The sequence below is a fragment of the Vibrio sp. L85 genome (genome assembly GCF_963871815.1).
Lineage (GTDB): Bacteria > Pseudomonadota > Gammaproteobacteria > Enterobacterales > Vibrionaceae > Vibrio > Vibrio harveyi.
Genome location: NZ_CAWMYL010000069.1, coordinates 1 through 13,053, shown reverse-complemented (window position 1 = coordinate 13,053; position 13,053 = coordinate 1). Strand labels below are relative to the sequence as shown.

The 13,053-nt window shown below is 46.3% G+C and carries 11 protein-coding genes and 1 rRNA gene; 10 read left to right on the top strand and 2 right to left on the bottom strand.

Going from position 1 to position 13,053, the window contains the following annotated elements; genetic code table 11:
* Positions 1 to 91: 91 nt before the first annotated feature.
* The gene (locus AACR11_RS08330; protein ID WP_029789527.1) at positions 92 to 1,282 is read right to left on the bottom strand and encodes a 3-phenylpropionate MFS transporter; all 1,191 of its coding nucleotides are present in this window, start codon (positions 1,280 to 1,282) and stop codon (positions 92 to 94) included.
* A gap of 241 nt (positions 1,283 to 1,523) precedes the next feature.
* On the opposite strand from AACR11_RS08330, the gene AACR11_RS08325 reads away from it, so the two are divergent.
* The 10 genes from AACR11_RS08325 (at position 1,524) to AACR11_RS08280 (ending at position 12,495) form a co-directional block, all read left to right on the top strand.
* Positions 1,524 to 3,350, top strand: coding sequence for a DUF294 nucleotidyltransferase-like domain-containing protein (locus tag AACR11_RS08325; RefSeq protein WP_029789528.1), 1,827 nt, complete (start codon positions 1,524 to 1,526; stop codon positions 3,348 to 3,350).
* 35 nt (positions 3,351 to 3,385) lie between these two features.
* Entirely contained in the window at positions 3,386 to 4,018 is a 633-nt protein-coding gene (locus AACR11_RS08320) for a 3'-5' exonuclease (protein ID WP_005440406.1), read from the top strand.
* A gap of 218 nt (positions 4,019 to 4,236) precedes the next feature.
* Positions 4,237 to 6,189 carry an acetate--CoA ligase gene (gene acs, locus AACR11_RS08315; protein WP_029789529.1) on the top strand — a complete coding sequence of 651 codons (1,953 nt, stop codon included), beginning with the start codon at positions 4,237 to 4,239 and terminating at the stop codon, positions 6,187 to 6,189.
* Between the two features lie 307 nt (positions 6,190 to 6,496).
* Entirely contained in the window at positions 6,497 to 6,946 is a 450-nt protein-coding gene (gene aroQ, locus AACR11_RS08310) for a type II 3-dehydroquinate dehydratase (protein WP_005448261.1), read from the top strand.
* A 60-nt stretch (positions 6,947 to 7,006) separates the two neighbouring features.
* Positions 7,007 to 7,474, top strand: a complete 468-nt coding sequence (gene accB, locus AACR11_RS08305; RefSeq protein WP_009698908.1) for an acetyl-CoA carboxylase biotin carboxyl carrier protein — start codon at positions 7,007 to 7,009, stop codon at positions 7,472 to 7,474.
* 14 nt (positions 7,475 to 7,488) lie between these two features.
* Positions 7,489 to 8,832 (top strand): acetyl-CoA carboxylase biotin carboxylase subunit, encoded by a 1,344-nt coding sequence (gene accC / locus AACR11_RS08300; RefSeq protein WP_005440401.1) that lies wholly within the window; start codon positions 7,489 to 7,491, stop codon positions 8,830 to 8,832.
* A 130-nt stretch (positions 8,833 to 8,962) separates the two neighbouring features.
* Positions 8,963 to 9,850: a 50S ribosomal protein L11 methyltransferase gene (prmA, locus tag AACR11_RS08295; protein ID WP_029789530.1), complete on the top strand. Its 888-nt coding sequence runs from the start codon at positions 8,963 to 8,965 to the stop codon at positions 9,848 to 9,850.
* Positions 9,851 to 9,989: 139 nt separating this feature from the next.
* Entirely contained in the window at positions 9,990 to 10,958 is a 969-nt protein-coding gene (gene dusB, locus AACR11_RS08290) for a tRNA dihydrouridine synthase DusB (protein WP_005448258.1), read from the top strand.
* 23 nt (positions 10,959 to 10,981) lie between these two features.
* Positions 10,982 to 11,278, top strand: coding sequence for a DNA-binding transcriptional regulator Fis (fis, locus tag AACR11_RS08285; RefSeq protein ID WP_000462885.1), 297 nt, complete (start codon positions 10,982 to 10,984; stop codon positions 11,276 to 11,278).
* 227 nt (positions 11,279 to 11,505) lie between these two features.
* Positions 11,506 to 12,495 carry a sensor domain-containing diguanylate cyclase gene (locus tag AACR11_RS08280; RefSeq protein WP_029789533.1) on the top strand — a complete coding sequence of 330 codons (990 nt, stop codon included), beginning with the start codon at positions 11,506 to 11,508 and terminating at the stop codon, positions 12,493 to 12,495.
* A 340-nt stretch (positions 12,496 to 12,835) separates the two neighbouring features.
* Here the strand turns inward: AACR11_RS08280 and rrf are convergent.
* Positions 12,836 to 12,952 (bottom strand): 5S ribosomal RNA (rrf, locus tag AACR11_RS08275).
* Positions 12,953 to 13,053: the final 101 nt, after the last annotated feature.

Sequence of the window (13,053 nt, the reverse complement as noted above, 5' to 3'; positions counted from 1 at the left end):
TAAAAAAAACCTCTCCATAAGGGAGAGGTTTCATTTAACACTGCTTTCACAACAGAGACAAAGGTTAGTTTTTAATCTCTGTCACAGAAGCTTAATTCTGTGCTTCGGGCGCATTGGCTGAGAGGTCAACCACATTACTTTCATCATTTTGAGGCTCAACTTTTATAAACAGTGCAATAAAGCCCATCGCCGCCATCAACCAGAAGATATTCGCACCCCAGTGCTCGTAGCCCCAACCACTGATCACCGTCATCAACGCGATAAACGCACCCAGTGGGATTGCGTTATATAGTGCCTGCAATGCCACCATCTTGTTCTCGGCTGAGTTCTGGATGTATTGAATCGCAGCAATGTGCGCCATGGCAAACGTCACACCATGAAGCATTTGTACTACCACCAACGCCAAAATAGAGGTCGTAGACGCTGTCATGCCCCAACGTAGCATCACACCACCAGCCGCAACCACAAACAGAGTACGCAAAGACCAACCAGCGAATAGACGCTTACTCAGAGCAAACACAGCAACTTCAGCTGCCACACCCAAGCTCCACAAGTAACCAATCACATCTTCTGAGTGACCAGCGGCTTTCCAGTGAATCGCGCTAAAACCATAGTACGCCGCATGACTGCCTTGGATTAACGCCACTAGCACAAGGAACTTCACGACCGGTTTATCCGTCAGTAACGCTGAGAGTTTTGGACGCTCAGAATGTTGACCGCTACGCGTCACAGGCATTGGGTTGGTGTTACGCATTGCAAACAAGAGCGAGATAAACACACCGACCATCGCCGTGTACAAAATCATGTCAGAGCCAAACTCTGCCACCAAGTAACCCACCATAGTCGAGCCTGCAATAAAGGCAACCGAGCCCCACAAACGGGTACGACCGTAATCAAGCATTTTCAAACGAGCGTAGTAGTTCGCCATCGCATCAGACAGAGGCACGACAGGACCACAACACAAGTTGAACAAGACGGTGGCAAGCGCCATTAACCAGAAGTTGCCGCCAGTGAAAAAGTGGAAACCAACAAATATAAGAGCAGCAAAACTCAACCAGCGCAATGCAGGCATAAGGTGTTCGACTTTATGCAAACGTGGGGTAAGTACCATGTTCGCCACACAGCGCGTCGCTAAACCTAGACCCACTAACAGACCAATATCTGTTGGAGAAACGCCCTGCTCTTTAAACCACAACGACCAAAATGGCAGATACACGCCATACGCAAAAAAGAATCCGAGAAAGTACTGGGAAATCCAGCCATACGGAGAGGGTTTCAACATCACTGACATCCTAAAAAACGACAAAAACTAACGACTTCCGCCACGTAAACGTTTGGGACGCGGAATTATGGATCGCAATGCGTAATAGAAAAAGGGAAGAATCGGCAACTTACCGTTTCCTCAATGGCACAGGGTCTCGAAATGCAAAATTAGATTGTGACGATTTAGACCAAAGTCGTCTGGCTTCGACAGGGAAATTTGTCAGACTTAGAATGTGTTCCCACCAAATTTAGGTGCTCTCATGCCTGACAAATTTAATATGCAATCTCCACCGTTCGACCGCCTGACTGACGCACAGCAAAATCGACTGCGCTCGTCTCTTGATGTGGCGTATTACCGAACGCGAGATGTCATCTTAGCTTGTGGGCAAGACAACCCTCACCTGCACGTGCTGATTAAAGGTGCCGTGGAAGAGCGCTCAAAAGAGCAAGACGAAGTGTTTGCTCACTACGCCAACGACGACATGTTTGATGTGCGCTCTTTGTTTGAAGAAAGCGTGCGCCATCAGTATGTGGCACTGGAAGATACCCTCTCGTACTTGCTGCCCAAAGAAGTGTTTCTTGAGCTGTATAACGAGAACGGACAGTTCGCTGCCTACTTCGATAACAACCTATCCAAACGCCAAGCCCTCATTGAAGCGGCTCAACAGCAACAAAACCTCGCGGAATTCATTCTAACTAAAGTCAATAGCAGCATCTATCATCCACCGATGCTATTGGCACCTGATATGCCAATTAATCAGGTCACTAAAACACTTAAAGACAATGGCATTGATGCCGCTTTGGTTCAGCTTAACCAAGATGACCCACGCCTAGAACAATATCCATCGGCGCATCCCTACGCGATAGTGACGCGAACCAATATGCTCCATGCCGTGATGCTTGACGACCACCCACTCGATACGCCAGTGAGTGAGATTGCGACCTTTCCTGTTTATCACGTGGATGATGGTGACTTCTTGTTTAACGCCATGATCACCATGACGCGTAATCGCATGAAGCGTCTAATGGTGTGCGAAGGCAATCAAGCGGTCGGTATGTTGGATATGACGCAAATCCTCAGCGCGTTTTCCACTCACTCACACGTACTAACACTCAGCATTGCGCGAGCAACCAGCGTGGAAGAGTTAGCCCTTGCTTCCAATCGGCAGCGTCAGTTGGTGGATAGCTTGCTAACCAACGGCATCCGCACTCGCTTCATCATGGAGCTGATATCTGCCGTGAACGAGCAAATCATCGAAAAAGCGTTTGAGCTTGTGGTGCCACCAGCACTGCACGATCACTGCTGTCTGATTGTACTTGGCTCGGAAGGTCGTGGAGAACAAATCCTCAAAACCGATCAAGACAATGCACTGATCATCCAAGATGGGCTGGAATGGCAACATTGCGCCGAAGTAATGCAAACCCTCACCCACACCTTGCAGCAACTGGGTTATCCACTCTGCCCGGGCAAAGTCATGGTTAATAATCCGAAGTGGGTTCGAACGCAGCACGACTGGATTAAAACGCTCGATGGTTGGATTGCTAAAGCGCAGCCTGAACAAATCATGGATTTAGCCATCTTCAGTGATGCCCATGCAGTCGCAGGCAATCGAGAATTACTAACGCCTATCGCAGATCACCTCAGAGACAGCATGAAAGATCGTATGTTGATTCTGTCCGATTTCACTCGCCCTGCTCTGCAATTTTCCGTGCCTCTTACTCTGTTTGGTAACGTAAAAAGTGCTAAAGATGGGCTGGATATAAAGCGCGGCGGCATCTTCCCAATCGTGCATGGTATTCGCACCTTGGCATTGGAATACGCGATTGAAGAGAAGAACACCTTCGAACGTATCGAAGCACTGAGAAACAAGCGCATCTTAGAACCAGAAACCGCAGATAACCTCAATGAGGCACTGAAGCTGTTCTTTAAGATTCGTTTGAACCAGCAATTGAGTAAGCAAGAAGCATTGAACAACATCGACATCAAACAGTTAGACAGGACAGAACGAGATCTGTTGCGCCACAGCTTACACGTGGTGAAGAAGTTTAAGCAGTTCTTAGGCTTCCATTATCAAATCCGTGATTAGAGTCTTTTAGGCAAATAAGACGAGAGGTAACAGGGATGAATTGGCTACAAAGGAAATACTGGCATTACAAGCTGAAGGGCTCACCTTATCAGCCACTGTTTTGTTCGCCACAAAAAGGCGAGTTTGTCTCTCTCGATTGCGAAACCACCAGCTTGGACCCAAATAGAGCCGAGCTGGTGACTATCGCTGCGACCAAAATCATCGACAATCGCATCATCACCAGCAAACCGTTCGAAGTTCGACTGCGCGCCCCGCAATCACTCGATTCAGGCTCAGTAAAAATTCACCATATTCGCCACCAAGATTTGGTGGATGGCATCAGCGAAAAAGAAGCGCTCATCAAGCTACTCGACTTTATCGGCAATCGTCCTTTAGTCGGCTACCACATTCGCTACGACAAAAAGATCCTCGACCTCGCTTGTCTGAGGCATTTAGGCTTTCCACTACCTAACCCGCTCATCGAAGTGAGCCAGATTTATCACGACAAGCTAGAACGTCATTTACCTAACGCCTATTTCGACTTAAGTCTTGATGCGATTTGTAAGCACCTCGAACTGCCGATTCAAGACAAACACGACGCTCTGCAAGACGCAAAATCCGCTGCTTTGGTGTATGTGCGCCTAACCAAAGGCGATTTACCAAACCTGAGCGTGCCTTATACCCAATAGGTTCAATACGCAGCTTTCGATCCACCTCCCACATTCGCTTTAAATTCAGCAATATCGCGGCGCATTCCTCACTCTCATCCTAAAGTCTAATTGTGGAAATACGCGCTGTGACTGACAGTTATATGCACAGCAACGTTCTTGATGAATCACAGACTAAAGAACGGAAACAGCCCTACAAAAGACGAAGGTCGAGAATTAAAGGCACAAGGAGAGAAGCCATGAGCGAAGCCCACGTTTATCCGGTAAAAGAAAATATTAAAAACCATACGCATGCGGATAATGACACTTACCTAGCCATGTATCAGCAGTCGGTAAGCGACCCTGAAGGCTTCTGGAGCGAACACGGTAAAGTTGTCGATTGGATTAAGCCATTCACTCAAGTTAAAAACACCTCTTTCGATACTGGTCACGTCGACATTCGTTGGTTCGAAGACGGTACGCTGAACGTATCTGCAAACTGTATTGACCGCCACCTTACCGAGCGTGGCGATGAAGTCGCGATCATCTGGGAAGGCGATGATCCTGCTGACGACAAAACCCTCACATTCAATGAACTGCACAAAGAAGTGTGTAAGTTCTCTAACGCACTAAAAGAGCAAGGTGTGCACAAAGGCGACGTGGTTTGTCTTTACATGCCAATGGTGCCAGAAGCGGCTATCGCAATGCTGGCATGTACGCGTATTGGTGCGGTTCATACCGTGGTATTTGGTGGTTTCTCACCAGAAGCACTGTCCGGTCGTATCATCGACTCAGATGCGAAAATCGTTATCACCGCTGACGAAGGCGTTCGTGGTGGTCGCGCAGTACCACTGAAGAAAAACGTTGATGAAGCACTGACAAACCCAGAAGTAAAAACCATCGACAAAGTTGTCGTTCTAAAACGCACGGGTGGCAACATTGATTGGCACGAGCACCGTGACGTTTGGTGGCACGAAGCAACGGCTGTCGTTTCTGACGTATGTCCACCTGAGGAGATGAAAGCGGAAGACCCTCTATTCATTCTTTACACTTCAGGCTCAACAGGTAAGCCAAAAGGCGTGCTGCACACTACAGGTGGTTACCTAGTGTACGCAACCATGACCTTCAAATACGTGTTCGATTACCAAGAAGGTGAAACGTTCTGGTGTACTGCGGATGTGGGTTGGATTACAGGTCACACTTACTTAATTTACGGTCCACTGGCGAACGGTGCGAAGACCATTCTTTTCGAAGGTGTACCAAACTACCCAAGCACGGCTCGCATGAGTGAAGTGGTTGATAAGCATCAAGTAAACATTCTCTACACTGCACCAACAGCGATTCGTGCACTAATGGCAAAAGGTAACGAAGCGGTAGCAGGAACATCTCGTTCAAGCCTGCGTGTAATGGGCTCAGTAGGTGAACCTATCAACCCTGAAGCATGGGAGTGGTACTACAAGACCATTGGTAATGAAAACTCACCTATCGTTGATACTTGGTGGCAAACAGAGACAGGCGGTATCTTGATAGCGCCACTACCAGGTGCAACCGATCTTAAGCCAGGCTCAGCAACTCGCCCATTCTTCGGCGTACAACCAGCGCTAGTGGACAACATGGGTAACATCATTGAAGAGACCGCAGCAGAAGGTAACTTAGTGATCCTTGATTCATGGCCAGGTCAGATGCGTACTGTTTACGGCGACCATGAGCGCTTTGAGCAAACCTACTTCTCTACCTTCAAAGGCATGTACTTCACCAGTGATGGCGCACGTCGTGACGAAGACGGCTATTACTGGATCACAGGTCGTGTAGATGACGTACTGAACGTTTCAGGTCACCGTATGGGTACCGCAGAGATTGAGTCAGCACTGGTTGCACACGATAAAATTGCGGAAGCAGCGATTGTCGGTATCCCTCATGACATCAAAGGTCAGGCAATTTACGCATACGTCACGCTTAATGATGGTGAATTCCCATCAGCCGAGCTGCACAAAGAGGTGAAAGACTGGGTACGTAAAGAGATTGGTCCAATCGCGACACCAGACGTGCTGCACTGGACAGACTCTCTACCAAAAACTCGCTCCGGTAAAATCATGCGCCGCATCCTACGTAAGATTGCAACGGGTGATACCAGCAACCTAGGTGATACTTCGACACTGGCAGATCCAAGTGTTGTAGACAAGCTAATTGCAGAGAAAGCAGAACTGGCATAACACCCAGCCCCTGTTTTAAACGCTAGCCCTAAAAGCCACCATTGCATATGGTGGCTTTTTTGTGCGTGGACGCAAAATAAACCACAGAAAGCACATGGCAATTATGTTGTTTTTGTTAACTTGGTTACAGAAACGGCGGGGGTTATTGGGAGATTAGACCAGTAAATTGCTGCTAATTGCTGTGAATTAGCTATAATCTTGGTCGATTTTTTAAAATTTGCTCGGTTTTAACAAAAAAATCGTGCTGAATTATCGTATATTTGGGAATATAAACGTTCCACTCACGATAAAGGAAGATAGCAACATAATGTCTGCAAAGTCACGGATTCTAGTTCTAAACGGACCAAACCTTAATCTATTAGGTCTGCGTGAACCGACACATTACGGTAACAACACCCTAGCACAGATTGTTGACGCATTGACTGAACAAGCTCACAACTCTGGGGTGGAACTTGAACACCTGCAATCGAATCGTGAGTACGAACTGATTGAAGCTATCCACGCTGCATATGACAAAGTGGACTTCATTATCATCAACCCAGCGGCTTTCACTCATACCAGTGTCGCGCTGCGTGATGCATTACTTGGCGTAGCCATCCCATTTATCGAAGTGCACCTATCGAACGTTCACGCTCGTGAGCCGTTCCGTCATCACTCTTATCTGTCTGATAAAGCAGAAGGAGTGATTTGTGGCTTAGGTGCACAAGGTTATGAATTCGCTCTGTCTGCAGCAATCGCGAAATTGCAGGCAAAGTAAACCAAACACTCTGCAGCCCTTTGGGGTTGTCTTAATCACAAGATAAAAGAGAAAGAAAAGATGGATATTCGTAAAATCAAGAAGCTAATCGAGTTAGTTGAAGAATCTGGCATTGCTGAGCTAGAAATCTCTGAAGGTGAAGAGTCAGTACGCATCAGTCGTAGTGGCCCTGCAGCTGCTCCAGCACCAGTTCATTACGCAGCAGCTCCAGTAGCAGCACCTGCACCAGTGGCAGCAGCTCCAGTAGCAGACGCACCAGCAATGGCAGCAGAAGCGCCAGCAGCAGTTCCTGCAGGTCACCAAGTTCTTTCTCCAATGGTTGGTACTTTCTACCGCTCACCAAGTCCAGACGCGAAATCATTCGTTGAAGTTGGTCAGAGCGTAAATGCTGGCGACACACTATGTATCGTTGAAGCAATGAAAATGATGAACCAAATCGAAGCGGACAAATCAGGTGTTGTAACTGCAATCCTAGTTGAAGACGGCCAACCAGTTGAATTCGACCAACCACTAGTTGTAATCGAATAAGCGGGGCTTGCCTTATGCTAGATAAAGTAGTCATCGCGAACCGAGGTGAAATTGCACTTCGTATCCTTCGCGCTTGTAAAGAATTAGGCATTAAGACTGTGGCAGTTCACTCAACAGCTGACCGCGATCTTAAGCACGTACTACTCGCAGACGAAACAGTATGTATCGGTCCTGCTCGTGGTATCGACAGCTACCTAAACATCCCTCGTATCATTTCTGCAGCAGAAGTGACGGGTGCAATTGCGATTCACCCGGGTTACGGCTTCCTATCTGAGAACGCAGACTTTGCTGAACAAGTAGAGCGTAGCGGTTTCATCTTCGTTGGTCCTAAAGCAGACACCATCCGTATGATGGGTGACAAAGTGTCCGCAATCAACGCAATGAAAAAAGCAGGCGTTCCTTGTGTACCAGGCTCTGACGGTCCACTAGATAACGACGAAGACAAAAACAAAGCTCACGCTAAGCGTATCGGCTACCCAGTAATCATCAAAGCCTCTGGTGGCGGCGGTGGTCGTGGTATGCGTGTTGTACGTTCTGAAGCGGAACTTGTTCAAGCTATCGCTATGACGCGTGCAGAAGCAAAAGCGGCGTTCAACAACGACATGGTTTACATGGAGAAATTCCTAGAAAACCCTCGTCACGTTGAAGTACAAGTGATTGCTGATGGTCAAGGCGGTGCTATCCACCTAGGTGAACGTGACTGTTCTATGCAGCGTCGTCACCAGAAGGTTGTTGAAGAAGCTCCAGCACCAGGTATCACTGAAGAGATGCGTAAATACATCGGTGAACGTTGTACACGTGCATGTCTAGAAATCGGTTACCGCGGCGCAGGTACGTTCGAATTCCTATACGAGAACGGTGAGTTCTACTTCATCGAAATGAACACTCGTATTCAGGTTGAGCACCCAGTAACAGAAATGGTTACCGGTGTTGACCTAATTAAAGAACAGCTACGCGTAGCAGCAGGTCAACCACTGTCATTCACTCAGGATGACATCAAGATCCGCGGCCATGCGATTGAGTGTCGTATCAACGCAGAAGACCCTGAGCGCTTCCTACCTTCACCAGGTAAGATTGAACGCTTCCACGCACCAGGCGGTATGGGTGTTCGTTGGGAATCTCACATTTACACAGGCTACACAGTACCACCTCATTACGATTCAATGATTGGTAAACTGATCACTTACGGTGAGAACCGTGATGTAGCGATTGCACGTATGAAGAACGCACTAGGCGAGATGATCATTGAAGGCATCAAGACTAACGTTACTCTACAAGAATCAATCATGAATGATGAGAACTTCCAGCACGGCGGTGCAAACATTCACTACCTAGAGAAGAAGCTAGGCCTACAATAAGCCTTCGCTAACCTCATGATAAATGCCCACATCTGTGGGCATTTTTGTTTTGTATAAAGTCTATACTCAAACAAATCGTAGAGTTCTGGTAAACTCTGCGCCACTTCATTCACTTTAAGAGCAAAAACAAATGCCTTGGATTCAAATCAAACTCAACGCGACCAATGAAAACGCTGAGCAAATCGGCGACATGCTAATGGAAGAGACTGGTGCGCTGTCTGTAACATTCCTAGACGCGCAGGATACGCCTGTATTCGAACCTCTACCTGGCGAAACTCGCTTATGGGGCGATACTGACATTCTGGCACTGTACGATGCAGAAGCTGATACAAACTTCATCATCACTCAAATCAAAGCAAGCGGCATGCTTACTGACGATTTTGCTTACAAAGTAGAACAGCTAGAAGACAAAGACTGGGAACGCGAGTGGATGGAAAACTTCCACCCAATGAAGTTCGGCGAACGCCTATGGATTTGCCCAAGCTGGCGTGAAATTCCAGAGCCAGACGCAGTAAACGTAATGCTAGATCCGGGTCTTGCATTCGGTACAGGTACTCACCCAACTACGGCATTGTGTCTTGAGTGGCTAGAAGGTCTCGATCTATCAGGTAAGACGGTTATCGACTTCGGGTGTGGCTCAGGCATCCTAGCGATCGCAGCGATCAAACTAGGTGCAGAAAAAGTTATCGGGATCGACATTGATCCTCAAGCACTACAAGCATCTCGCGACAACGCTGAACGTAATGGCGTTGCCGATCAACTTGAAGTGTTCCTACCTCAAAACCAACCTGAAGGTCTAATTGCAGACGTTGTGGTTGCGAACATTCTTGCTGGTCCTCTACGTGAACTAGCACCAATAATTAAAGGTTTGGTGAAACCAAATGGTGACCTTGCGATGTCGGGTGTTTTAGACACTCAAGCAGAGGATGTAGCAAACCATTACCGTGACGAGCTTCACATTGACCCAATTGTAGAGCAAAGTGAATGGTGTCGTATCTCTGGTCATAAGCAAGGCTAGACAAGGTTTTCAGGGCTAATTGTTTGAATTTCATACAAATTACAAAAACAATTTGTAAATGCTCAAATATTAGTCTTTTCACGCAGTAAAAAAATGCGTAAAATGCGCGCCCTTGCTGGTACAGAACTGTGATGACGTTTTGAAAATCGGAAACTATCAACTTAAGAACAATCTAATCGTAGCCCCTATGGCTGGTGTAACGGATAGACCGTTTCGCGAGTTGTGTCTTCGCTATGGTGCGGGAATGGCCGTCAGTGAAATGATGTCTGCTAACCCGAAACTATGGGGAACGTCAAAGTCGAAACAGCGCATGGTACATGAAGGCGAATCGGGCATTCGCTCTGTACAGATTGCCGGTTCCGATCCACAGCTTATGGCCGATGCGGCTCAATTCAGTGTTGAAAACGGTGCGCAAATCATCGACATCAACATGGGCTGCCCAGCAAAGAAAGTGAATAAGAAGCTGGCGGGTTCTGCACTGCTTCAATACCCAGACATCATCAAAGAGATTTTGACTGCGGTAGTGGACGCGGTAGACGTTCCTGTAACGTTAAAGACCCGTACTGGCTGGAACACAGAAAATAAAAACTGTGTTCACATCGCTAAATTAGCCGAAGACTGCGGCATACAGGCTCTTGCACTGCATGGCAGAACAAAAGCGTGTATGTACAAAGGTGAGGCCGAATATGACAGCATTAAAGCGGTTAAACACGCTATATCCATTCCGGTTATCGCAAACGGTGATATCGATAGCCCGGAGAAAGCGAAGTTTGTACTGGAGTACACCGGTGCAGACGCTTTAATGATTGGACGCCCTGCCCAAGGTCGTCCTTGGATTTTCCAGGAAATCCATCACTATTTGGAAAACGGCACCACAATGGATGAGCTTCCAAGTGAGGAAGTGAAAGCCATTATGCTTGGTCATGTTAACGCTCTGCATGATTTCTATGGAGAGTTCTTAGGTCCACGTATCGCGCGCAAGCACGTTGGGTGGTATCTAAAGGAACATGAACAAGCAAGTGAGTTTCGCCGTACCTTCAACGCTATCGACGCAGCTGAGCTGCAACTTGAGGCGTTAGAAGGTTATTTTGATAACGTTGCATCATAATTAAGAGAAGAGCTAGACCGAATATGTTCGAACAAAATCTGACTTCAGAAGCATTAACAGTAACTACAGTAACGTCACAAGACCAGATTACTCAAAAGCCTTTACGTGACTCTGTTAAAGCGTCTCTTAAAAACTACCTAGCTCAACTAAACGGCCAGGAAGTAACAGAACTATACGAATTAGTTCTAGCTGAAGTTGAACAGCCACTATTAGATACCATCATGCAGTACACTCGCGGTAACCAAACTCGCGCAGCAACTATGATGGGTATCAACCGCGGTACTCTTCGCAAAAAACTTAAAAAGTACGGCATGAACTAATAGGTTCATACAGTATTTTTGTAAAAAAGGCTTGGTCAGCAATGATTAAGCCTTTTTTATTTTTTGTTCCTCGCAATCCTGTATTTCATCCTCCCTTACCTTCTCTTACCAAGCCTTTGTACAAACATTAGTCAAGCCTGATACATTGAACTGTGATCAGTATTGATTGTGAACTCAATATAAACAGATATAATCAAAGACTTACATTGGATAAAGGAACTAACCTCATGATTTACCAAGAAAGGGAAGATTGGCTTCACGCCATTCTGAATACTCTCCCTGATCATGTCTTTATCCTCAATGAAAACGGTCGCTATATTGAAAGCTTTGGTGGCACTTACCACTCAAAGAAATTCAATGCCGAAAGTTACACTAACCTCTCGTTAAACGATGTTTTGTCATCAAGTAAAGCTTCTGAATTAATAAGTTATATTGATGATGTAATTCGCTCTAATGAGCCAAAAGTCGTCAAATACAGCATCGCACTACAAGACCACCTACTAATGCCAATAGAAGAGCTAGAAGCGTTAGACAACCCAGAGGAAACCTGGTTTGAAGCGATCATCAAACCTGTTGAAAGCTTACAAGACGACGAAAGTTGGGTAATTTGGTCTGTTCGTGACGTAACGAAAACACACCTACTTGAAAAGCGCCTGAAAGAGCTCTCAGAGACTGATGAGCTAACTGGTGTAATGAATCGACGAGCATTCTTAACCAGCCTAGATAAAGCTCTGAACTCGCATTCTCGCCTATCTCAAACACTCTCCTGCGTCATGATCGATATTGACCACTTTAAAGAGATAAATGACCAAGTCGGTCACTTCTTCGGAGATCAGGTGATCAACCATGTAGCAAAGATATGCCAACGAGCAATCCGTGGCACTGACTTTATTGGTCGCTTAGGAGGAGAAGAGTTTGCAGTGATTTTAGTCAACACCAGCGCGATTCAAGCCTATGATGTAGCAGAAAGGATCAGAGGTGCGATTCAAAACGCCCCATGCCAAGTTGATGGTATCGAAATCAGCACAACCGTAAGTATTGGTGTCGCAGAATATGACGGACAAGTATCTAATGCTAAAGAGCTCATGATTAACGCTGATAAAGCCATGTATTACTCAAAGCACTCTGGACGCAACCAAGTAACACTTCATCACGACTGTATTCCTGATGTCAAAATACAGCACTCCTTAAACCTAAATATCCAAAAGGTTTCTTAGCCCTTCGCTCTTCATCCCCCTTACTTTACATCAACTTATCCACGCACTCTCCAAAACACTCACACGCAGTTCTTTTGCCTAATCGAGTCATAGGACTAAACACAAGCTCGATGTGTTTTAATAGCGAGTTTGAGGCTGTTCTAAAGACAATGGGAAGTAGTGGCATTATGAGAGGTTAGGTAATGCGTTAGCACTATCTCATGATCAAGTTAGTCACAGGAAAGATATACAGGGATTGGAAAGTGGTGCGACTTTATAAGAAGGGCTCTGGTGATCAGATTTACTTTGCTCCAAATGCAAAAAAGCCCACTCTCTCGAGTGGGCTTCTTCAAATTTACAAGCCTGGCGATGTCCTACTCTCACATGGGGAAGCCCCACACTACCATCGGCGCTAATTCGTTTCACTTCTGAGTTCGGAATGGAAATCAGGTGGGTCCAAATCGCTATGGTCGCCAAGCAAATTCTTGCTTTTACTTTCAGCTTTTTCTAAAAACTGAAGGCAAAAAACTTGGAAAACTGATTTAAGTTCTATTTACACACATTCAATGTTCTTACATT